This window comes from Leptospira wolffii serovar Khorat str. Khorat-H2 (assembly GCF_000306115.2).
Taxonomy (GTDB): Bacteria; Spirochaetota; Leptospiria; order Leptospirales; family Leptospiraceae; genus Leptospira_B; species Leptospira_B wolffii.
In genome coordinates this window covers 756,067-778,733 of the sequence record NZ_AKWX02000007.1, presented here as the reverse complement: position 1 = coordinate 778,733, position 22,667 = coordinate 756,067, and the positions used below count along the sequence as shown (strand labels likewise).

Here is a 22,667-nt window from a genome sequence, read left to right as displayed (position 1 = left end):
TAATGGAATTTACAAACATTCGCTAAATCAGATTCTTTCCCCAAGTATCCTTTAATACGATGAAAGATATTTTTAGAAAATCCCATCTTTTTTGCTTGTACGCAACTTTCGTAACCATCGGAGTCTCCGTAAGCTTAAGCCAGGGATTCTTAGTTCTTTCCTTTCTTTTCGGATTAACTCATTACCTTCTTTCCGAGAATCGGAACCGAAATTGGGCAAGACATCCCCTATTTCTACTCTCTGTTTCGTTATTCGCCTGGTATTTCATTGTATTCGGAGCGCATAGATTTTTAGACTCTCCGAATTCCGTTCCGATCAAGAACGCATGGAACGGCGAGCTTAAGGATTTCTTTCTATTCTTCGGATTCTTATCCGTTTGTTTCGTTTCGAAAGAGGATTTGGCTAAGACGTATCGAGCACTCTTCTGGCTTTTACTCGTACTAGTGATCACCGGTTTTATAGGAGGATTTTCCCCGGTGCGTTTAGCCAGACTCGTATCGGAGCTTTATAAGGAATCGTCCACGTACAAATTCACGCACCCTCTCGGATCCATCCTGTCCGTTCCGATTTATATTTCCATAGGGCTCATGAATACGCATCTCACCTTCGGCGGACTGATGCAATTCTTCTCCGCATTCGTGACCTTTTATTTCCTGAGGACACTTGCCGACCGAAAATGGAAAAGCGTTCTTTGGTCGGGCGCGCTACTATTATTCTACATCGTCGTCTTCTTGTTGAATCAGGCTAGATCCAGTATGATCGGCGCAGGTGTGACTCTGGGCTTAGCGGGAATACATCTATTCTTTGTGCGTAAAGAATTGCCCAAGTCTTTCCTCGCCAAAGGAGCAGGAGCCTTCCTAGCATTACTCCTTTTAGTGTCCTCCGTCTTAGCGTTTAGTCCGGCCGGCAAAAAAGTCATAGGTCCCCTCTTCGGAAAGGAAAAACACACGGATTCAGGAAGGACTTTCATTTGGGTATCCACATTTCCTCTCGTGCAAGATCACCCCTGGATCGGAGTAGGACCGGGCAATTATAATGCCTCGATCGATAAAACGAGAACCGAACAATCCGAAACGTATCCGGAACTCGCATACTTTTACGAAGTGACCCAGAGAGGACACGCTCATAACGATTATTTCCATCTGGCAACGATATTCGGACTGCCGGGTGCACTTATCTATCTAAGTCTTGCAGGATCCATACTTTATTTTCTTTTCCGATCCAAACAAGAGTTCTCTAGAATACTTTTCTTCTACGGATTATTGGGATTTTTCGTTTCCGGACTATTCCAGTGCTACTTCCAGGACGACGAGGTGGTCATTCTATTCTGGCTACTTCTAGGATTATTCGTCCGGGGAGAATCCGAAATTTCAAAAGGCAATACCGCATAAATTACTTCTCCTCCTGTTTCCCGCTCCGGCCTCTCCGAAAAAATCCGATTCTTGCTTGGAAATCCCATGTGGGAATCTTTCCCTATTCATTTCCCAAACGGAATATAAGATTTGGTCCGCCCAATTAAGAGAATATCCCAAACTCTTATAGCAAAAATACAAATTCTTATCTTCGTATTCCAAAAGGATTAAACCGGAATTTGCAGGCAAATTTAAAGATAGATAATATACTCCGGAGGATATACTTACATTAGCTTTCTCCGGAACTTTGCCCCTACTTAAAATCCAGGCACCCATAGGAAGAATTGCGTTTGAAATCTCTTCTAGATCCGCTGCCGGGGGAAATATCCATGCAGAGTCGGTAAATAGAATAGAATCCGGACGTAGGAAAAAAGCGGGCTTTCGTATGGCCAGATAAAAATCGTTTAGGTTTCCATTCCCCTCCGAAGAAAGCAGGATTCTTCCTTCCCTAGAATAGAGTCTCGCTCCCAAATCTTCCCAAAAATCCGTAGGAAACTCCGTCTTTCCTCCGATATAACGGGAACTGACGGTTTCGTATTCGGAAATTTTTCTGCAAGATTCCCCCTCCTTCCATTTATAGAAATTCCTCCAGCGAAACCATCCGGACCCTAGATCCAGTAAAGCTTCCTCCGGAGAAGAACCCGATCTACACAAAGATCGGTTAACGGAATCGATCCAAAAAGAGTCGATCCCCGCACTCCCCCGCTCCTCGTAGACGGAGGAATAAGCTAATATTCTTTCAAACTCGCTTTTAAAATCCGTGACCAACCTATCGTGTTTCGTTCTAACGGAAATCTCTCGATTGGAATCTCGGGCGCTTGCGGAAAAATTATAGGAACCCGTAAGCAATTCTACTCCGTCAAGCATCATGGATTTATGATGGAGAAGTCCTCCTTTTCCGGGTTCCGGATCGTCCAGCCGGTCTTCGTTTCCGTCCTCGTAGATTTTGAATTTTCCTAAGCGCGAAAGGATTTTTCCTTCCGGATCTACGGGTCTGTCATAAATTCCGCGAATTCCGACCGAACGGGAAGCCGCCATACCTATACTCATAATTGGATCGTAATGATCGAAAATTAGATAATCGATTCTTTCCTTTGAGGATTCTATGGAATTCAAAAATCGATTCTGGATAGAGAATCCCTCTTTAGGTGAGTTTCTGAATTCCAAACAGCCGATCTGAAATACCGGGAAGGAATATTTCTCCTCCAGGAAAAGCCGAAAATCTTCCGACTGAGACCAAGGAAGAAGGAATTCTATATAGCCGTTCAGGTCCCTTTCTAAACCGTAATAAGTGAAATTTCCCGTTCCCAGAAAGACATGTGTCTTATCGGAAACCAGGACTTTCGTATGGTGCAGGCCGGTTCCTTTCCAATAGCTTAGGAAAGGAAGAATTCCCATCGGGTAATCCTTCCCCCATTCTCCTTCGATCTCCAATTTGATTCCTCTTTTTACCGAATCCAAGAGTTCCGATTCGATCTCCGGATCGTTGAAAGAATAAACCTGCATATAGATCTCATGTTCCGTTTCCCGTATAATTCGAAGGATCTCATCTCTCACATTCCTCTTCTTACCTTCGGGGGTAAATCTACCGGGATAAGAGAAGAATGCCTTCGGATATTCCAGGTCGGAAACAAAAAGGGAAAGAGTAGATTCCATATTCGAGCAGGAGAGCAAAAAGAATAAGAATATCGAATAACGTATACCTTTCATTCCCATGCCGCCCCCAATCTCAAAAGCAAAAACCACTGTTTTAGCCCTAAGGCGTCCTGGGACTCGAATCCTCCCAGATCCAGGCGAATATAATCGGATTCCGGCGGGAACGGAAACCAGGAGATATGGATTACCGCTTCCCTAACGAAATCCTTGCTAAAAGAGGAAGTAGAAAGACTCCATCTACCGGAGGTTTCTACTTTCGTATCCAAAAAGGAAATATACGTATATCGAACACCGAAACGGATCTCTCCCATCTTGCCTTCCGCTTGTATACCGATCAGTCCGGCGGACTTCTTGCCCGGATAAATCGTATCCTCTTTTTCTAAGCCGGAACCGGTGACCCAGGCGGCCGGATAGAAACCCCAAACCTGACCGAGAATCGGATTGGATAGAGGAGTGGATCCCATTCCCACAAATCCAAGCTCCAATATCTCTCCTTGGGAGTTGCGCTTCTCCCGATCGGGAAGAAAGCCGAAGAAAGAAATTCTAATGCCGGGAAAATAAAATCCCGTATCGAAGCGTAACGCTTCTCCGGAGATCGGTATCGATTTTTCGACACGAAAGCGATTGCCTGCCGTTTTATCCATTCCTCTAGAAAGAAATGCGTCGGCGGAAAAATAGAAAACTCTTCCCAGATATCCGAGTCCTAATTTCCATTCGGTTAAGTAGTCTTTATCTCCGATTTCTTGTTGCGCTCTCGCCTCCTTAGTCTCCGATCCGAATCTACCCCAATCGCCTAAAGACAGATAACGCACTCTACAATTCAAAACCCATATATTGTCCAATGTTCCGAAAACCTGGATACCGGCCCTATATCTGCTTAAGGCGAAGGAATCGGATTTCGTATCGCTAAGAAGTTCGGAGGCTGCGAAATCCGGTAAAAAATCTCTTCTCCCTTGTAAAATCAGCCATTGATTCTCCAACAAGGGAAACCCCCGATACAAATCCATTAGATCGAAACGAACCTTGAAGCCGCCTTCTCTGGATTCCGCAAAGACTCCCTCCACTCCATCTTTCCAAAATTCCCAAGCAGGAAAAGAGATCGGATCCGATCTTCTCCCGATTCCCCACAAGAATCCTTTGGCGATGATTCCGAAATATGCGTTTCTTCCCGGAATCACTCTTAAACCGTTTGTCGAGTTCGTGATCGCATCTAATTCAAGATCATATTCCGAATTCTCCTTATCCCCCTTCAAATACAGATGAAAGGAAATAGGTTGAGAAATGCCGCCGAATATCTCAGTTTGGCTTGTTCCTTTCATACGAAACTGCCAAAAGGAAACGGAAAACTTTTCCGACTTACGTTTCTCTTCTACCTTGTCCTCGGCTCTCAAAAACGGACCGGACAATATCAGCAAAAAAAAGAGTAGGAGAAATCTTTTCATGGAGTTCCTCCTGCAAATCCTGGGTTCGCATGTGTAAGGGCGCAGGCTGGATTTCGGAATGGATCTCCCGCATAAGCGCTTTCCTTCCAAATTCGAACACCATTCTCTAAGTAAGAAGAAGCCGATTTGCGAATCTTATTTCTGGTGTCGTTGATTCCGGGCCCGGAAGAAGAATAATGGAATTCATCCCAGAGACTTGAAGAACGCGGATCGTACAAACGTAAAATGTTCTGGCCGGTGGACGGAAGGCTGAAATTAATATCCTTCCAAAATTCTGATTTCGGAAAACAAGTCGAGATTCCGGAAGATAATAGAGAGAATTTTCCATCGATCGGGAACAAAATGGAAATCTTTCCAGAAGAGGATTCGATCTCCAATACCGCAGAATCTGGATTTCCCTCCTCCTTTCTTATCTCTATAAATCGATCCTTGGAAATCGGTTCCGATTCCAGATAAGATCCCATCCAGGATACTTCCGTAAATTTTAAGGAAGAATTTTCATCCGAACTACCTTGAAAAAGAAATCCAGGAGAAGAACGACGATTTTCGTTTAGAACCGGATCGGAAGTCTCCGAATCCATTTCAGGATGCAAACGGATAAATCCCTCGATGAAGGACAGGGAAACGACCGAAAGATTCGTTTTTTCTAATATAACTCTGTTTGCGATTCCATACTCGGTTCTAAATTCTCCATCCCAGAGAATTTTCTCCGTAACGGATCTTCTATCCTGTAGAGAAACGGAGCTTCCTAGTATTCCTCCCGAAAAATCTCTATAAACAAAGCCCGGTTTCTGCAAAAGGAAAGGAAGTGCGCCGAGAGTGAGAATGGAATTCGGCTCTATGCCATTTTGCAATGAGATAGGCCTAAATATGCTCCCCCATCGCACTTGCAGGAAGGAGGGATCGCAGGTGAAATTTCCTAAATATTCTAGATCTAGATATTTCCAGTCTTTACGAACAACACCTTCCTTTCTCAGTCCGATCGCATTCAGTTCCTCTAAGCGGAAATCTTGAACATTGCAAAAAGGAAGATCCCTCGGTTGCGGTTCCTGATTCGGAATCCCCGGATCCATGCAATAGATTTGCGAATCGGAAACGGAATAATTAACTCTTCCGCAATCCGAAAAACCGAATTTCGTCCAAGAATAGGACTCCTCTCCGAATACATAGCCTCCTCCCGGCAAATGAAAGGAAACCGCTTCTCCCTTTCGGAGAAATTTCAATTCTCCGACTCTCTTCAGGTCTCCCCAGCGAATCCCGGAGAGAAGAAAATTCTCCGGTTTGGTACTCGATTCTCCGTAAACGCGAGTTTCTCCCGGAGAGATTGCACCTATCGTTATCGGGAAAGAGAATCGATTCCCTAAAAGTTCCCATTCCAAATCGGCTTCGCAAATCGGAAAGGCATGAGGATTATGGATCTCTATCCATCTGCCTATCTTCGATTCCGTTTCGCCGAAAATTTCCGCTACCCTAGGCAAGTCTTCCCTGCATTGGGAAACTAAAGATCGGTTTTTGCTTTCGAATCTATCTCGGATTTCTCCTTCGGAATGATAAGAATGGAAAGTGATGAGCCAATAGATCCCCTCCGAACCGATCGAAGGTAAAATAACGGCTTCCGTCCCTGAATAGATAAAGAAAGAAAATCCTTTTCTATGTAGCTTGCGAGAATATCGAGTGCGGTCCCAGATTCCGGAGGAATTGGAGAATACCCCCGATTCTCCGGTAAAGCCGAAGGAAATATTCCCGATCTTTTTAAGAAGATCCTTCTTCTTATAAGTTCCTATATTTGCGGTTTTTCCATCCGAAAGAAGAATCCTAAACTGAGGGATCAATTCTTCCTTTTTCCAAGCCTCATACGATCTACGAAGATTAGAAACGGATTCCAGGTCCGAAGAAGAAACACAGATTCTTGCCTCTAGATTCTCTTCTCCCGCTTGTAAACAGAATGAATCCGCTAAATCCTCGAGTATAGTTTCTTCGGAAATAATCGTTTTCTTCGCTGATTCCGGTTCGTACCGAAGAGAAAATCCTACCCGGGCTTCCGGAATATAGAACGGCGGATTCCCTTCTTCTTTGCAATGGATTGCGAAAGCGCAAATCCAAACCAGATAATAGAAAAAGATTCCTCCTAAGAGTTTAGCCGATCCTAATTTGAAAAAGAGTATAAGCTCTTTGCTTCGATGCCTTTGAATTGCAGAATGTTCCATTTTGTCCTCCCTCTTCTACGGGTAGGAAAGAATGGATCCTGCGTGCGAAATTTATTCTGGGGAGAGGGATTCTGTCGGAATTTTGTTTCCGGAATGGAAATAGGAATAGATTTTCTCGGCTAAAGTTTCGCCGATTCCGTTTACTTTTAAAAGTTCCTCGATCGTAGCATCTTCAATCTTCTTCTGTCCGGAAAACGCCTGGAGTAATAATTTGCTGCGTTTGAGTCCTATATCAGGAACTTCTCGGATCAAACCGGAAAGCGCTTCTCTGTTTCTACGAGAACGATGGTGCTCCACTCCGAATCTATGCGCCTCGTCCCTAAGATGGCGTAGTAACCTCATTCCTACAGAATTCATATCGAAGGAATAAGGAGTGACTTCTCCCGGAAAATAGATCTCCTCTCTTTTCTTAGCCAGGCCTACCATGGGAAGATCGGGGACTCCCGCTTCCACCGCCGCCTCACAGGCCTTGGTCAATTGGGTAAAACCTCCGTCTATTACGATTAAATCGGGAAGGACTCCGTCCTCGTTTAGGATTCTTTGCAAACGCCTGGAAATGACCTCGTGCATCATTCCGGGGTCGTTGATTCCTTCATAACCTCGAATATTATATTTTCTGTATCCTTGCTTGAAAGGTTTCCCTTCCACGAACATGACTCCGCTTGCCACGGGAAAGGAACCTTGGAAATGGGAAATATCGTAGCATTCTATGATATGAGGAGGATCGGAGAGCTGGAGCATCTCTTGGATTTCCTTTAAGGCTCCCGTTTGGTCCTTATAATGCGTGGCCAAAAGTCTTTCCGTAAGACTTAACTCCGCATTTTTCTCCGCGATTTTCAGGAGGGAACGCTTCTCTCCCGCTTTAGGGAATTTTAATTTAGGACGGAACCCGGTCTTTTCCTGTAGGAAGTCCAACACCGCCTCGGCTTCCTCTTTCAAGGAGTAGGAAACGACTATGCTAGCCGGAATCATTCCGGCACCCAGATAATAATCCCGGAAGAACGAGGAAAGAATCTCTTCTTCCGTGGAATTTCGCACCCCTTGGATCGGGAAGGATTTCTTGTTCTCCAATCTTCCTCCACGAACCTCCATGAGAACGACCTGTCCCTCATCCTCTTTTCTAGCGAACGCGATCACATCCTCGTCCCCTCCGTCCATACTCACTACCGTCTGTTTCTGGCGGAAGGATTGCAATTTGGAGAGCATATCCCTGTATCTTGCCGCGATCTCGAAATCCATTTTTGCGGAATATTCTTCCATTCTTCTAACGAGTTCATTCGCGAGAATTTCCTTCTTTCCTTCCAAGAATTGGATGATTTGATCGATTACGATTCTATAATCTTCGACCGGGACGGTTCCTTGGCAGGGGCCTAGGCATCTTCCCATTTGAAAATTCAGACAAGGCCTACGGGGTTTGGGCAAGGGAAGAGTTTGCTTGGTTTTACGAACGGGAAAGATCCTATGAATCACGTCCAGAATCTCTCGAGTGGTTTTCACATCCGTATAAGGTCCGAAATATCTGTCTCCGTTATCCTTGATTTTGCGAGTAACGAATACCATGGGAAACGGTTCGGATAAGGAAACACAAAGATAAGGGTATTTCTTGTCGTCCTTAAGTCTTACATTAAATCTGGGATTATGCTTCTTGATTAAAGTGGCTTCAAGAATCAGGGCTTCTTTTTCGGTGGAAGTGGCGATCCAATCCAGATCGAAAATTTCCCTCTGCAAAAATCTGGTCTTTAGATCCGTCTGCCTTTCTTTTAGATAATTGCGAATTCTCTTATCTAGATTCTTGGCTTTTCCTACGTATATGATTTCTCCGTCTGAGTTTTTCCAAAGATAACAGCCGGGAGAACCGGTTAGGTTCTTCAGCTTTTCCACGATTAGAGTATGATTGACTACTTCCGGCATCCGATTTCGTTTTAGGGAATTTCGCCTTCTTCGCGAATCCAGTCGTCCCCGTATTCTTCTTCCCAGTCCTCTTCGGGAACGAACTCTCTTTTTAGACCGGAGGAGGATTTGGCTTGGGCCTTTCTTTTGGCTTTTCTAGCTCGATCCGCCTTCGCCTTTCGAATCTTAGCATGTTCCGGATCCTCGATTTTGGAAGCAAGTCTCGCCTCTTCTTCCAGTTTTTCACAGAGAAGAATCCTGGCTTTATAACGATTGAGTCCTTGCGTGCGGTGTATGGAGCATTTTACTTCGGTTCCGCTCGGTTTATGAAATAGGCGAACCGCAGTGGAGACCTTGTTCACATTTTGACCGCCCTTTCCTCCGCTACGCATGAAGCTTTCCTCCAAATCGGATTCTTGGATTCCTAACTTGGACATTCTATTCAAAAGAGCGGATTCCTTTTCGGGAGAAATTGGAAAACGGGCGGCCATGGAAATTATCTACGAAGCAATTCTTCCGTGTCGAATTGTAAGAAGTAATGGAATGCCTTGCCGGACTCGTCCAAACATACGTAGGTCACGCGACAATCTATGATTTCTCTCACTTCCTTGGTCTTTTGGTTCTTAGCGATGGAAGTTGTACGAATGGTAATCGAACTCTTTCCTATCTTCTCAATCTTGGAGAAAATTTGGATGATATCGCCGAGGAGCCCGGGACTGCGAAAAATGACGTTATCCATACTTACGGTTACTATATTCGAATAACGGATTTTTTCCATCACGTACATGGCGCAACCTTCGTCTATCCAGGCAAGCATCTGCCCTCCGAAAAGAAAACCGTGTTGGTTCAGGTCTCGGGACATCACGATATGCTGGGTACTCAATTCCATACCTTGCAGTTTATCGTCTAAAAAAACTTCCACACCGCTCATACTTCTTTCCATTTTTAAGTAACGCTCGAAGAAGGACATTCCTTATTCAAAACGCAGGTCTCACAAAGAGTGCGATGCGCCTTACAGTATTTCCTTCCTAAGAATATGAAATAGAGAGAAAGATCCATCCAGTATTCCGCTTGCACGGTTTTCATGAGGTCCTTCTCCACCTTGACCGGATCCGATTCTTTGGTCAGACCCAATTTCTTGGATACCCTCTTTACGTGAGTATCCACTACGAAGCCCTCGGAGATTCCGTGGATTTCGTTTAATACTACGTTCGCCGTTTTTCTGCCTATGCCGGGAAGCTTGATTAGCTCTTGGATAGACTTGGGCAATTTTCCATTGTATTCGTTCAGAAGCATATTCGCAAAGCCCGAAACCGACTTTGCCTTATTTCTGTAGAATCCTGTGGGATAGATAATCTTCTCTATCTTTGCCAAAGGAGCGGAAGCCAAGGCCTCCAGACTCGGAAAAGCGGCAAATAAATGAGGGGTCACCTCGTTGACTCTTTCATCCGTGCATTGGGCGGAAAGAATCACCGAAATAGCGAATTCGTAATCTTTATGATAATGAAGAGGAGAATTTACGTCCCCGAATTCCTTCCGTAAAAGGAAGTAAATCCGGGAAACATATTCAGGGGTGGCGGAAAACTTAGGCTTGGACGGCCTTTTTTTGGATTCCGACGTATTTTTTGGGGGCAATAGCTTGCAATGTACCGCCGTGATCTTTGATCGCAGCCTTGATTCCTTTTTTCTTAAGAGTTCTCAAAGCACGAGTAGAAATACGAACGGTGACCCAGCGGTTCTCATCTTCTAAGAAGATACGCTTTTTAATCAGGTTGATTTTCCAGGTTCTACGGGTTTTCAGGTGAGAGTGGGAAACATTGTTTCCTGCAATCGTTCCTTTCCCGGTCACGACACATTTTCTGGCCATATTGCGACCATAATTTTCTCCCGAAACGAGCTGTCAAGGAAACCTTAGGAATTCGATAAAAAAGCCCTCTCCGATGTGAAAAGGAGATTTCACTCCTCCATAGGGACCTTTCGCTTGAGCACCTCCAAGACCTCTTGGGGAGAATCGCAATAGGTAATCAAATCCAAGTCCCAGGGTTCGATGAGTCCATATTCCCGCATTGGATCCAAATGGATGACTCGATTCCAAAATTCGGATCCGTATAGAATGACGGGGATCTTTAGGTTATTCCTGCCGGTTTGTATGAGCGTCAATGTTTCGAAGAGCTCGTCTACTGTCCCGAAACCTCCCGGAAAGGCTACGACTCCTTTGGAAAGCCGAAGGAACCAAAGTTTTCTCATGAAGAAATAATGAAATTCCACACTCACATCCGGATCCACATACGGATTCACGGTCTGTTCAAAAGGGAGACGGATATTCAAACCCAGGCTCGGTCCTCCCGCTTCCCTGGCTCCTAGATTCGCCGCCTCCATGATACCGGGTCCGCCTCCGGTGCAGACTGCCATTCTTCGGTATTCTTTGGAGATCTCTCTCCCCCAATTCGTGATTAGTTTGGCAGTTTCCCTGGCCTCTTCGTAATAGCGAGAAAGCTCCTTCTGCTTTTGGAAGACCTTTTTTTCTTTTTCGTTTAAGGTCTTCTTTTCCTTCTCCGCGCATTCTTTAGGAGAAAGAATACGAGCGGATCCGAAGATGCAGATCGTGTCCTTGATCTTGCCTTCTCTAAATAGACTTTGCGGATAATCGATTTCTGCAAGCACTCTCAGGTGGAATGCATCCACCGACTTCAAAAATTCTTCGTGTTCTAACGCGGTCCTTCCCATAAGGGTTTTTCCTTTTCTATTTTTGTCCTTCTCTTCCGACCAGGGAAGTTAGGCTTGCGTTTCCCGACTCGCTCCGTATATTTTTCCAGAATGAGCCGATTCCGGAACATAAAAGAGAGAATCCTTTCCCAGTTTTCCTTCCTAGGATTTCTCGGCTCGGTAAAGTGGGAAGCGGGAAAGATACGACTCCAAAAAAAGCTGGATCCTTACCTTACGCATCGAAATGTTTCCGAAGAGATCCGACCTTTCGATTCTCAATCGCCGGATTTTTCTCCGGACTGGTCCAAAAATCTGCCTCCTTTTTCCTTTACGGAAACGGAAGAAGAGGAAATCCTTCCTAACGCAAAACGTAAAATTCGCACTTTCAGAGAATACAAGGTTTCCCTCTGGTCCCTTCTTCCCTTTCTTTTTTGGAAGAAAAAAATCGTAGATGCGGACCCTCTTTCCAGGGCCTTTTTGCCGGGACAAGAGACTACAGGGGAGAATACTCCGCATTCTAAACGGAAATCTTCCTCTCTTAGAGACAGGCCTTATTTCTGGGAGACCTGGTTTCCTCAGACAAGTACCTTAACTCTTTCTCCTTTGCTTGTTTGGGAGACTTCGGTTCCGTCCGACTTATTCTCCGATTGCCTGCCGAAGTCCATTCTTCCCGCCGGAGAACCGGGAAAATGGAAAGTAAGAATCCATGCGATGAGAGTACTTAGCCACCAGATCGGAAATTTGTACGAAGATAGATTTCCTAAACCCCACCTAGTCCATAGGGCCGAGGTTTGGGTCTACGGACACGAGAAGGAAAAAGAAATCGATCCGGAAGAGGCGAGGCTTTTTCCCTTAGGAGTATGGTTGAATCCGAACTTTCTAAAAGAAGAAGACCCTAGACTCAGAGCGGGGCTCCCTTTCCGGGAAGGTAATATCTCTTGGAACATCCGGGGAGAAGAATTACAAATCGGAATCCGAGATCGGTTTTGGATTTGGAAGCCTTCTTCCCAAAAGGAGGATTTTCCGAAAGAATTAGAAAGTCCTCATATATTTTTAGGTAAGACCTACCATTGCCTCGAATCCAAAGAATTCAATAAGGATAGAGCCAAGGCTTATTTATTCAAGAGAGCTATAGTTTCGGACCCTAGCCTACTCCAACGTTCCAAACCCGCTCGGAAACGATCCGGTGTCTCTCCGAATCCTATTCTCAAATAACCTTCCGTTTCGAAATCCGCGGAGGGAAGCACAAATACTCCCGCCTTTTCATAAAGCAAATCGCTGAATTTGCGAGAATCCAATCCCCGCTGCAATTTAGGAAATCCTACGACTCCTCCTTCCGGCGCCCGAAAGAATTCCAGCCCGGGAAGTTCCTTCCAATATTCCGAAAAGAAACGAATATTCGAAATCAGGTCCTTACGTATTCTCTCCTGGAGGGGTTTTCTTTTCCGAAGTAATTGCAATGTGAGATACTCCGAGATCGGTGAAACGGTATGAGTCAAATAATCCTTCATGGATCTTGCTTTTTGGATCCAATCCTCAGGTCCGACTAACCAACCGATCCGGAGGCCCATGACTCCGAAGCATTTCGTGATGGAACCGGTAGCGATCGCTCTTTCTCCTAAACAGGCACCGCTCCAACCTATATCCTCTTTGTCCGAAAGAAAACGGTAATGTTCGTCGAATAAAGTCCAGCCAGAGAAATCGGATAGCGATTTTAGAATCAGACTTTGGTCCTTCTCCGTGGCTACGACTCCCGTAGGATTATGAGGGTGATTGCAAATCGCCAATCGGAGTCCGGGAGAAAACATAAGACGCAAGCATTCCTCTCCGAAACCGGATTTTTGGCTTTCGAGCCTAGACAAAACATCCACTTTCAGAATCTCGGCTCCCAAAGAAATAGGAACCTCATACAAACCTTGGAAGGCAGGCCAGAACAAGGAAACCTTGTCCCCTTTTTGCAAAAGAAGATGAAAAGCGATAAAGAGGGCCTCTCCTGTTCCCGTAGTCAGTAAAACCTGATCGGGAGAGACGCCCGAATACAAGGAGGAGATTTCTTCCCTGAGTTCCCGACCACCCCTATTGGGAGAATCCGACAGAGAGATTTCTCCCAGATCTCTCAGATCTAGACCCAGAATTTCCGCGAATTCGGAAAGTTTGAAATTGCGAATCCCGCTCTCCCCTAAATTGCAGGGGGCTTCGGTTCGGAATCTTTCCAAACGATCTTCTATGAAAAATTCTCTTAGACTCAAATCCGACTCTCTTTCCTGTATTTAAGAAAGAAGCAAAGCAAAGGCTCCGAAAAAGGAAACTAGAAATAATCCGAGAAGAATCCAACCGAACCATGCCAGGAAAAATTTCAGATCCTTTAACGCGTAGATGAATTGCTCCGGATCTCTTTCTTCCAATGTGAGAGACCTTCTAAAGGAAACCGAGGCGCTATATCCCAGAATTCCTAGAATGAAAAGTAATAATGCCGAAACAGCATACAAGACGGCTCTTCCCGGGCTTTCTCGGAAGAATGCGCCGAAGCACAAGACACCTGCGAGTAGAAAGAGAAGAAAAGATATGTTTCTGAGTATGCCTCTCAGCGAGTCCAATTCCCTATGTTGCTCTCTGGAAAGTTCATTCGATTCCATACTTATAGAATCGGCAAAAAACGTCTTGAACCCTCCGGATTGCGAATTTTTCTTCCAGTACAGGGACTCTACTAAAATCTGAACCAAGGGCCCAAAAGACGGGATCCCCGGAATCCAGCTACAGATAAAAGTAAGGACCGGGAACGGACCCTTTCCAAACCTAAGAGATATAAGAGATGGCGAACGAATCACAATTGATCCAATCTTGGACCGAGGCCCCCTTTTCCGCCTCTGTCCGCAAAGAAGCAGAATCCATCCTCAAAAGATTCCAAAACGGAGAAAACTCCGGACTAGAGATCGAAGCCTTCACCGTTCCCCTGGAATTCGGAACCGGAGGAATGAGGGGAAGAATCGGAAACGGAATCGGTAGGATGAACGAATTTACCGTAGGCAAAGCGGCTCTCGGTTTCTCCAGATATATCATCAAAAAGTCCAAGAAGCCGGTGTTGGTAATCGCTTACGATTCCAGAAGAAGATCCAAAGAATTCGCGGAGGTAACCGCGGGGGTCGCCGCCTCCGTCGGAATCCAAGTAGTGTTATTTTCGGAAGTCGCGCCGACTCCCCTTCTTTCCTATGCGGTTCGTTATTATAAGGCCACGGGAGGAGTCGTTCTCACCGCTTCTCATAATCCTCCGGAATACAACGGCTTCAAGGCCTATCTTTCCAAAGGAGAACAGCTCGCTCCTCCGGACGATAAAAAGATCATCTCTCTCATCGACGCGATCAAAGATTGGAACGAAATTCCGTTCGTCTCCGCAAAAGATCCTATCTATAAGAGATATGTAAAGAGGGCCGGAGCCGATTGCTTCGCCTCTTATCTAAAGGATCTGCGTAAATCAGGAATCGTTTCTCCTTCCGTTACGGCCAAGGAAAGAGCTAAAATGAGTTTAGTATATTCTCCTCTCCATGGAACGGGAGGAGTATATATGAAAAAGCTACTAAACGAATTCGGCTATAAAAAAGTGACTCTGGTCCCGGAGCAAAAAGATCCTGACGGAGAATTTCCTACCGTCAAATTTCCGAATCCGGAAGAACCGGAGGCATTGGAGCTTAGCCGTAAACTCTCCGAAAAAATCGGAGCGGACGCATTTATCGCCACCGATCCGGATGCGGATAGACTCGGAATCGGAGTCAAAAATCCGGACGGAGGATACGCACTTCTAAATGGCAACCAAATCGGATCGATTCTTGCCGCCTATCTAGCGGAAAAGGTAGCAAAAAAACCGAAGAAGGGTAAAAAACCCGTTCTAGTTAAAACGGTCGTGACGACGGATCTTCAGGCGGAGATCGCTAAAAAGAATAAGCTCGCTTTGAAAAATGTTCTTACTGGATTCAAGTTCATCGCGGAAGTTATGGGCAAGCTGGACAAGAGTAAAACCCAGTATTTCCTTTTCGGAGGAGAAGAATCCTACGGATACCTTCCCGTGAATTTCGTCCGAGATAAGGACAGTCTTTCCTCCGCCCTATTACTCATGGAAGTGCTCACGGAGAAAAAGAACCTTCTGGACTATATGGATGAGATCTACCTGAAGTACGGTCTCTACCAAGAAGGACTGAAATCCCTGACTCTGGAAGGACTCGCAGGAAAGAAAAAAATCCAGGACTCCTTGCAATCTCTTCGTGCAAACGATCTGATCGGAAAAGAATTAGGAAGACGTAAAGTGATCGGATTCTTGGATTTTAAGAATAAGATCGCCAAAGGAAGCGCATCCAAATCGGCATTTTCGGGTCTACCCGCTTCCGACGTGATCCAATTGGAGTTGGAAGGATCCGCTAAATTAACCATCCGTCCCTCCGGGACGGAACCTAAGATCAAAATTTACTCTTCTTTCAAAAGCCTAATATCCCCTCGTAAAAAGGGGGAGATCCAGGCTTTAACCCAAAGTCTCGTTTCCGAACTCAAGGAAACGGAATCGATCTTCTTAAAATTGGCAGGATTAGAATGAACGACACTGCATCGGACTTCAAACAAACCAAAGAACTCACCCAAAAATATCTACTCGACCTGGTAAACAAGTATCCGGTCGCTTTTAGATACGGAGTCAACGAACTCCTTTTCGACCAGAACAATAAGCAATACATAGACTTCCTATGTGGGGTCGCCGTCACCAATCTAGGTCATAGCGATCCGGATATCATCGAGGCCATCCGCAACCAAATCGATCGGATCGTCCATACTTCCAATTGGTTTTATTCCGAAGAGGCGTCTAGGCTTGCGGAACTTCTCATCCAAAATACTTTTCCCGGAAAGGTATTTCTATGTAATTCGGGAACGGAAGCGACCGAAGCCGCATTCAAACTCGCCAGGGCTTATGCGGAACAGAAGCAGATCCATGATCCGGTTATTCTCTCCTTGCACAAAAGCTTTCACGGTAGATCCGTTTCCGGAATCAGTCTGACCGGACAAAAGAAATTGCATACAGGTTTCGGGAAACTTCTGGAAGGAATCGAATTCGTGGCTCCGAACGACGAAGAAGAGCTAGTGGAAGCCTTCCAAAGATTCGCAGGCAGAGTCGTAGCTTTCATTGCGGAGCCCATCTTGGGAGAGAGTGGAATCTTTCCTCTGACCCACGGTTATTTAACTTTAGCGAGAGAATTGACTCTGGAAAACGAAGCCTTACTCATCTTGGACGAAATCCAGACCGGCTTCGGTAGAACGGGCACCATGTTCGCTTTCGAGACTTTCGGATTCTCACCGGACGTGATGACTCTTGCCAAAGGTTTAGGTTCCGGATTTCCGATCGGTGCCATGATCGTAGCAGAAAAATACCAAGATGTCTTAGGAAAAGGTTCCCATGGAACCACCTACGGAGGCAACCATCTGGGCGCTGCTATCGCTTACGAAACGATACGGATCATCCAAACCAGAGATATCTTGTCTAATGTTAATTCCTGCTCCGAGATCGCTTTCAGCCGTTTAGCCCAGATCAAAGACAAACTGAAAATCGTAAAAGAAATACGGGGCAAGGGATTGCATATAGGTGTGGATTTGAGTGTCCCTTCCAGACCGGTGGCGGAAGCCTGCTTGGAGAAAGGACTCATCGTGAACGCAACCGGAGATACAGTGATTCGGGTCATGCCTCCTCTCACGATTTCCACCCAGTATCTCAACGAAGGCTTAGATATTTTAGAAGCGGTATTGACCGAGTTCCAAGAACAACAGAAATAAAAGGATAATCAACGCATGAAAAAAGTAGCCGTATTAGCAGGGGACGGAATCGGTCCCGAGGTCATGAAGGTGGCCCTCTCCGTTCTGAAAAAAGCTCTCGGCTCTAAAGCCGCAGACTTTCAATTTACGGAAAGCTATGTGGGCGGAATCGCTATCGACAAGACAGGAAGTCCTCTTCCTCCTGAAACCTTAAAGCTTTGCGAGGAATCGGACGCGATTCTATTCGGAAGCGTAGGCGGACCTAAATGGGAATCCCTTCCACCTGAGAAGCAGCCGGAGCGAGGCGCCCTTCTACCCTTGCGTAAGCATTTCGATCTATTCGCTAATTTACGGCCTGCGATCATTTATCCCGAATTGAGAAACGCTTCTCCTGTTAAAGGAGAAATCATCGGGGAAGGTTTGGATATTCTTATTCTTCGGGAATTGACATCCGGAATCTATTTCGGCCAACCCAAAGGAAGGGAAGGAAACGGAGCGGAAGAATTCGCTTACGATACGATGAGATATTCTCGCAGAGAAATCGAAAGAGCGGCCAAAGTCGCCTTCGAAGCAGCTCGCAAACGGAATAATAAGGTTACGAGCATAGATAAGGCGAACGTATTAACCACCTCCGTATTTTGGAAAGAAGTGGTGATCGACCTGCATAAACGGGAATTTTCGGACGTCCAATTATCACATCTTTATGTGGATAATGCCGCGATGCAATTGATCGTAAATCCGAAACAATTCGACGTCATTCTCTGCGAAAACATGTTTGGTGATATCCTTTCGGACGAGGCTTCCATTATCACAGGATCCATCGGGATGCTTCCTTCGGCTTCTCTTTCGGAAACCGGTTTCGGTCTTTACGAACCTTCCGGAGGTTCCGCTCCGGATATCGCAGGAAAAGGGGTGGCAAATCCGATCGCTCAAATTCTGAGCGCTGCTCTGATGCTGCGTTACTCGTTCTCCATGGAAGAAGAAGCTCAAAGAATCGAGGCCGCAGTTCGAAAAGTGATTTCCAACGGAAAACGGACTCGAGACATCGCCGAGAAAGGCGCCGAAATTTTGGGAACTGCCGAAATCGGAATAGAAATCGAAAACGCTTTATAAGAGTCTGAAATTTCTTGAATTAAAAGGAACGGTTATAGAATGAAAGGCGGAGTAGCTCCTTCGGGAAGACCCTACCAGGTAATTATTGCGGAAAACTCTAAATTTCAAGCCAAGCAATTGGCCCAGATTTTAGAATCGGAAGGTTATGAAGTGATCGGCTTTGCCGAAACCGGAAAAGAACTTCTGAATCTGTACAAAGAAAATCGTAAGGTAGATCTCATCACTCTGGATCTGCAACTTCCGGTTATGGACGGATTTGCCGCATTCTACGAGATCAAAGATATGGGAGTATTGCCCAGAGTCATTGTGATCTCGGAAGAGAATACCCCCGCCGTCATAAAGAATCTTTCCGATAATGGAGTCATGGATTATATCGTGAAGCCGATCAAACGCGAAAAGGTTTTGGAAAAAGCGAACGAGACGGTTCGCAAAGCGATTAAAGTCTGAGAATATCCGGCGGTTTATTCCAGCCAGATACAATTTAGATTTCTTCCGGTATCCCCTTTTCTGTGGCTGAAGAATTTAGAACCTTCGGCCATCGTGCATACTCCGGCCGTTTCCAAAAACGGCTGGATTCCCAATTTCTTGATTCTTTCCGTTAAGAATATTTTTTGTTCGAGTAGGAATTTTCCCTCTTCCGGGCCGGGTTTGAGAGAATTAGGAACTTCTTTTCTAAATTGAGACGCTACGTCTTCGCCCACCTCATAATGCCTTCCCGTAGCATAGGGGCCTAGATAAAAATGAACTAACTCCAGATCGATTTGGTATTTCTTTCTAGCCGCGTCCAACGTCTTTTCCGTGATTCCAGCAAGAGTCCCCTTCCATCCGGAATGAATGAGTCCGACCAAAGCAGGTCTACCAGTCCAAAAGAAAATCGGCATACAATCGGCGGTCTTTACGACTAGAACCTTGCGAGGTTCGGTGGTGATCCAAGCGTCTCCGTTAGGAATCTCTAAACCGGCAATGTCCCTAGTGTCCCGGGATACGGTGCCGTGCTCCTGGTTCAGAATATAGATGTCCTCTTCCGGAACGGAGCTTAGAGAGGAAACTCTGGACCTAATAAAGGCAGGGTCCGTAGAATCTCCGTTTAACTCCCGCTTTCCTAGGACGACTAGGCGGAGGCTTCTTTTATCTTCTAAAAAAAATCGATGATCGATCATACTTGACTTGGGACGGTCCTAGTCTTGTATAGAAAAGACGGAAAATATTTCGAGTCCGAAACGAATTAGGGCCGCTTTTTCCGAAAAGAAAGAATATGCCATCAACCCCCAAAGTTAAAATATGCGGATTGCGTAGCGTAGAGGATGTCAAAATCTGCTTGGAGGCGGGTGCGGACTATATCGGATTGAATTTCGTCCCATCCAGTCCTAGATTGATTTCCGTCTCTCAAGCGGACTCCATCCTAAACTACTTACACTCGGTCATACCCGAATTCCAAAGACCTAAAATCGTGCTATTATTCTATAAAAACTCCAGCTATTTTATAGAATACGCCCTGAAAAGGATCCCCCACGATTTCGTACAGTATGTGAGCGACGATTCCTTGGCTCCCGGATTCACTTCCCCTCTTTATCAGAGTCCGAATTCCCGCATCATATCCTATCGGGTCCGGGATTCGATTACCGACGATTCTCTTTCATTCTTAGATTCTAAACTTCTAATATTGGATAGTTATACGTCCTCGGCTGGAGGCGGAACCGGAGAACCCTTCCCATGGGAAAGGGTCTCCAAAGTCAAAAGACCCTACCTTTTAGCCGGAGGCTTGACTCCGGAGAACGTTTCCAACGCACTCGTACAAACAGGCGCCTTCGGAGTGGATGTGGCAAGCGGCGTAGAATCCTCCCCAGGAGTGAAAGATCCGGAACTCATTCGGAAATTCATAAGCAATGCAAAAAGAACAATCTCGCATAACGGAAACTAACACTCCCGATTTAACCGAGGCCTTGGACACTCCCATGATGCGACAGTATCTGGAGATCAAGGCCAAGTTTCCGGATTCCATTCTATTCTTCCGGATGGGAGACTTTTACGAGATGTTCCTAGAAGACGCTAAAATCGCGTCTTCCATTCTGGATATCGCGCTTACCAAAAGGCAGAATTCCGTTCCTATGTGCGGGATCCCCTTTCATAGTAAAGACGGCTATATCACCAAACTTTTAGCCGCAGGTAAGAAGATCGCGGTTTGCGAGCAATCCAAACCGGAAGATGGAAATCCAAAACTTATGACTCGGGATGTGGTGAGAATCATCACTCCCGGAACCGTAATCGAAGAGCATCTGCTCTCCGGATTCCAAAACAATTATCTATGTATTCTTATCCCCAAGGCTGCCTTGATCTTTGTAGGAATGGCAGATGTATCCACGGGCGAAGTTCTACATTTCGCGGTTCCTTTATCCAAAACCCAGGTTCTCGAATCGGAGCTTATTAAATTCCGTCCTAGTGAGATCTGCATATTCTCCAAAGACTTGGAAAAGGTTCGTTCCTGGCCGAATTTCGAGGAAAGACCTCTTACTGTATTGGAAGAATCCAAACTGGGAATCGATTCTTCCAAGGATCCTTTCCTGATCGTAACGAAAGGTTTAGAATATTATATCCGGGAAAATTACAGAGACGGGTCCCTAACTCTAAGAGAGCCAAGAATTCTACAAACAGGATCTTATTTGGAGATGGACCGGGAAACCGTTTTGAATCTGGAGCTGATCGAAAACGAAAAGGAAACCAAAGGCCATACCCTATTTTCCGTCTTAAATTTTTGCAGCACCGCCAAAGGAAAACGTGTACTAAAGCAAAGGATTCTATTTCCGGAAACGGATCCTGCCATACTCCAATCTCGCTGGGAGAAACAGGATATTTTAAAGAAGGTCCCTCTTTCTAAACTGGTGCAACCCCTAAGAGATTTGGGAGATTTGGAAAGGATTCTCGCTCGTTTTCGAGGCAATAAGGCCTATCCTAGAGATTTCAAGGCCATTCTGGTTTCCATACAAACCTTGGAAACATTGCAAAGCATTCTACAACCTCTCGGTTATCCGATTTCGGGCCCCGGAAAACTCTCGGAACTCGCTTCTTACATAGAGAACAGAATTCATCCCGAAGAGTTGCCTGTTATATTAGGAAACGGTAAATTTATCAAAGAAGGATTCGACTCTCAACTGGACAAGGCCAGGGAAGCTGGATCCAAAGGAACGGATTGGATCCTGGAACTGGAAGCCGAGGAAAAGAAGAAAACGGGACTTTCCACTCTTAAGATCAAATACAATAAGATCGTAGGATATTTTATCGAGATCTCCCGTAACCAGGCGGAACAAGCACCCAAGGAATATCTAAAGAAACAAACTTTGGTCACCAGCGAAAGATTCACCGTTTCCCGTCTGGAAGAAATCGAAAGAACGATTTTAGAGGCGGACGAGATCATCCAAAAGGTGGAACGCCAGGAATTCGAAAGAATGATCCAGAGCGTTTTAGAATACGCCTCGGATCTACTCAATCTTTCCGAGGAATTCGGAGATTTGGACTTCCAGCTTTCTCTTATCAAAGCGGAGGAGAATTACGGCTGGATCCGTCCCGAATTGAGCCCTGATTCCGGCCTAGAACTGAAATCTTCTCGCCACCCGGTGGTGGAGGCGAGTCTTCCTGTAGGCATCAAGTTCACGCCGAACGATGTGGATCTGGATAGTCAGGAAAACGCATTGGCCATTCTTACCGGACCGAATATGGCGGGTAAGTCCACATTCATGAGGCAGATCGCTTTAAACCAAATTCTTTTCCAAATCGGTTCCAGCGTAGCCGCAGAGAAGGCAAAACTCCCTATGGTAGACCGGCTATTCACTCGTATCGGAGCCGGAGACAATTTGAATGCGGGAGAGTCCACATTCTTCGTGGAGATGAAGGAGACTGCGAATATTCTTAAAAACTGCAGTCCCCAATCTTTACTTCTATTCGACGAAGTGGGAAGAGGAACCTCCACTTATGACGGTATGAGTATCGCTTGGGCTATTCTGGAATATCTATCCGAAATGAGCCCAAGGCCTAAGACTGTATTCGCAACCCATTATCATGAGCTAACCGAATTGTCTAGACTCCCCGGAGTTCGCAATATTCATATGGAAACGGTCGAAAAAAACGATAAGGTCATTTTCCTCAGAAGAGTAAAACCGGGAAAGGCCAAGAAATCTTTCGGTATCTACGTGGCTCAACTAGCGGGGGTCCCGGATTTCGTGGTCAAACGAGCTACGGAAATCCTTTCGGATATGGAATCTAGAAAAAAAGAGATCCGTATCCAAACCAGAGAACCTTCCTTATTCCAAGAAGTCTCACCCGTGGGATCGGACTCCCAATTCTGGCAGGATTTCAAAAAGGAAGTAACCGATCTTCCCATAGAGTCCATGACTCCTTTGGAAGCTTTGCGGCTTTTGGACGATTGGAAAAAGAGGATTTCCTCCCGAGGTAATTAAGAATTT

General features: G+C 45.6%; 20 protein-coding genes. 8 read left to right on the top strand and 12 right to left on the bottom strand.

What is annotated here, in order from left to right:
• Positions 1-59 precede the first annotated feature (59 nt).
• On the top strand, positions 60-1,391 hold the full coding sequence (locus LEP1GSC061_RS07900) for an O-antigen ligase family protein (RefSeq protein WP_016544353.1): 1,332 nt from the start codon (positions 60-62) through the stop codon (positions 1,389-1,391).
• Here the strand turns inward: LEP1GSC061_RS07900 and LEP1GSC061_RS07895 are convergent.
• The 9 genes from LEP1GSC061_RS07895 to LEP1GSC061_RS07855 all read right to left on the bottom strand — a co-directional run bounded on the left by LEP1GSC061_RS07895 (position 1,371) and on the right by LEP1GSC061_RS07855 (position 11,334).
• Complete coding sequence (locus LEP1GSC061_RS07895) at positions 1,371-3,122, bottom strand: phospholipase D-like domain-containing protein (RefSeq protein ID WP_016544233.1); 1,752 nt, start codon at positions 3,120-3,122, stop codon at positions 1,371-1,373. The two genes, LEP1GSC061_RS07900 and LEP1GSC061_RS07895, sit on opposite strands and share 21 nt — an antisense overlap.
• Positions 3,119-4,510 (bottom strand): LA_2168 family protein, encoded by a 1,392-nt coding sequence (locus LEP1GSC061_RS07890; RefSeq protein ID WP_016544810.1) that lies wholly within the window; start codon positions 4,508-4,510, stop codon positions 3,119-3,121. Before LEP1GSC061_RS07890 ends, LEP1GSC061_RS07895 begins: the two co-directional genes overlap by 4 nt.
• Positions 4,507-6,717: an LIC11755 family lipoprotein gene (locus tag LEP1GSC061_RS07885; RefSeq protein ID WP_016544600.1), complete on the bottom strand. Its 2,211-nt coding sequence runs from the start codon at positions 6,715-6,717 to the stop codon at positions 4,507-4,509. The genes LEP1GSC061_RS07890 and LEP1GSC061_RS07885 overlap by 4 nt, the downstream gene beginning before the upstream one ends.
• 51 nt (positions 6,718-6,768) lie before the next feature.
• The gene (uvrC, locus tag LEP1GSC061_RS07880) at positions 6,769-8,628 is read right to left on the bottom strand and encodes an excinuclease ABC subunit UvrC (protein ID WP_016545045.1); all 1,860 of its coding nucleotides are present in this window, start codon (positions 8,626-8,628) and stop codon (positions 6,769-6,771) included.
• An 11-nt stretch (positions 8,629-8,639) separates the two neighbouring features.
• Positions 8,640-9,098 (bottom strand): peptide chain release factor family protein, encoded by a 459-nt coding sequence (locus LEP1GSC061_RS07875; protein ID WP_016545063.1) that lies wholly within the window; start codon positions 9,096-9,098, stop codon positions 8,640-8,642.
• A 5-nt stretch (positions 9,099-9,103) separates the two neighbouring features.
• A complete protein-coding gene (locus LEP1GSC061_RS07870; RefSeq protein ID WP_040508265.1) occupies positions 9,104-9,529 on the bottom strand; it encodes an acyl-CoA thioesterase in 426 nt (141 codons plus the stop codon).
• 23 nt (positions 9,530-9,552) lie between these two features.
• A complete protein-coding gene (locus LEP1GSC061_RS07865; RefSeq protein WP_016544558.1) occupies positions 9,553-10,242 on the bottom strand; it encodes an endonuclease III domain-containing protein in 690 nt (229 codons plus the stop codon).
• The gene (gene rpmB, locus LEP1GSC061_RS07860) at positions 10,193-10,474 is read right to left on the bottom strand and encodes a 50S ribosomal protein L28 (protein ID WP_016544385.1); all 282 of its coding nucleotides are present in this window, start codon (positions 10,472-10,474) and stop codon (positions 10,193-10,195) included. The genes LEP1GSC061_RS07865 and rpmB overlap by 50 nt, the downstream gene beginning before the upstream one ends.
• Positions 10,475-10,563: 89 nt before the next feature.
• Positions 10,564-11,334 carry an LOG family protein gene (locus LEP1GSC061_RS07855; protein ID WP_016544788.1) on the bottom strand — a complete coding sequence of 257 codons (771 nt, stop codon included), beginning with the start codon at positions 11,332-11,334 and terminating at the stop codon, positions 10,564-10,566.
• Between the two features lie 90 nt (positions 11,335-11,424).
• Between LEP1GSC061_RS07855 and LEP1GSC061_RS07850 the strand changes: the two genes are divergently transcribed.
• Entirely contained in the window at positions 11,425-12,528 is a 1,104-nt protein-coding gene (locus tag LEP1GSC061_RS07850; RefSeq protein ID WP_156844510.1) for a hypothetical protein, read from the top strand.
• On the opposite strand, the gene LEP1GSC061_RS07845 is transcribed toward LEP1GSC061_RS07850, so the two are convergent.
• Entirely contained in the window at positions 12,426-13,562 is a 1,137-nt protein-coding gene (locus LEP1GSC061_RS07845) for a pyridoxal phosphate-dependent aminotransferase (RefSeq protein ID WP_016544898.1), read from the bottom strand. The two genes, LEP1GSC061_RS07850 and LEP1GSC061_RS07845, sit on opposite strands and share 103 nt — an antisense overlap.
• A 21-nt stretch (positions 13,563-13,583) precedes the next feature.
• Entirely contained in the window at positions 13,584-13,949 is a 366-nt protein-coding gene (locus tag LEP1GSC061_RS07840; protein ID WP_016544362.1) for a hypothetical protein, read from the bottom strand.
• 176 nt (positions 13,950-14,125) lie between these two features.
• On the opposite strand from LEP1GSC061_RS07840, the gene LEP1GSC061_RS07835 reads away from it, so the two are divergent.
• The 4 genes from LEP1GSC061_RS07835 to LEP1GSC061_RS07820 are packed head-to-tail and all read left to right on the top strand — an operon-like array spanning position 14,126 to position 18,657.
• On the top strand, positions 14,126-15,895 hold the full coding sequence (locus LEP1GSC061_RS07835; protein ID WP_016544311.1) for a phospho-sugar mutase: 1,770 nt from the start codon (positions 14,126-14,128) through the stop codon (positions 15,893-15,895).
• Positions 15,892-17,118: an aspartate aminotransferase family protein gene (locus LEP1GSC061_RS07830; RefSeq protein WP_016544691.1), complete on the top strand. Its 1,227-nt coding sequence runs from the start codon at positions 15,892-15,894 to the stop codon at positions 17,116-17,118. The genes LEP1GSC061_RS07835 and LEP1GSC061_RS07830 overlap by 4 nt, the downstream gene beginning before the upstream one ends.
• 15 nt (positions 17,119-17,133) lie before the next feature.
• Positions 17,134-18,210 carry a 3-isopropylmalate dehydrogenase gene (gene leuB, locus LEP1GSC061_RS07825; RefSeq protein WP_016544785.1) on the top strand — a complete coding sequence of 359 codons (1,077 nt, stop codon included), beginning with the start codon at positions 17,134-17,136 and terminating at the stop codon, positions 18,208-18,210.
• 39 nt (positions 18,211-18,249) lie between these two features.
• Complete coding sequence (locus LEP1GSC061_RS07820; protein ID WP_016544419.1) at positions 18,250-18,657, top strand: response regulator; 408 nt, start codon at positions 18,250-18,252, stop codon at positions 18,655-18,657.
• Positions 18,658-18,671: 14 nt separating this feature from the next.
• On the opposite strand, the gene LEP1GSC061_RS07815 is transcribed toward LEP1GSC061_RS07820, so the two are convergent.
• Positions 18,672-19,370 carry a purine nucleoside phosphorylase YfiH/LACC1 family protein gene (locus LEP1GSC061_RS07815; RefSeq protein ID WP_016544531.1) on the bottom strand — a complete coding sequence of 233 codons (699 nt, stop codon included), beginning with the start codon at positions 19,368-19,370 and terminating at the stop codon, positions 18,672-18,674.
• 95 nt (positions 19,371-19,465) lie between these two features.
• On the opposite strand from LEP1GSC061_RS07815, the gene LEP1GSC061_RS07810 reads away from it, so the two are divergent.
• Together LEP1GSC061_RS07810 and mutS are read left to right on the top strand one after the other, a co-directional pair.
• On the top strand, positions 19,466-20,131 hold the full coding sequence (locus LEP1GSC061_RS07810; RefSeq protein ID WP_040508132.1) for a phosphoribosylanthranilate isomerase: 666 nt from the start codon (positions 19,466-19,468) through the stop codon (positions 20,129-20,131).
• A complete protein-coding gene (gene mutS, locus LEP1GSC061_RS07805; RefSeq protein ID WP_016544258.1) occupies positions 20,097-22,661 on the top strand; it encodes a DNA mismatch repair protein MutS in 2,565 nt (854 codons plus the stop codon). The genes LEP1GSC061_RS07810 and mutS overlap by 35 nt, the downstream gene beginning before the upstream one ends.
• Positions 22,662-22,667 lie beyond the last annotated feature (6 nt).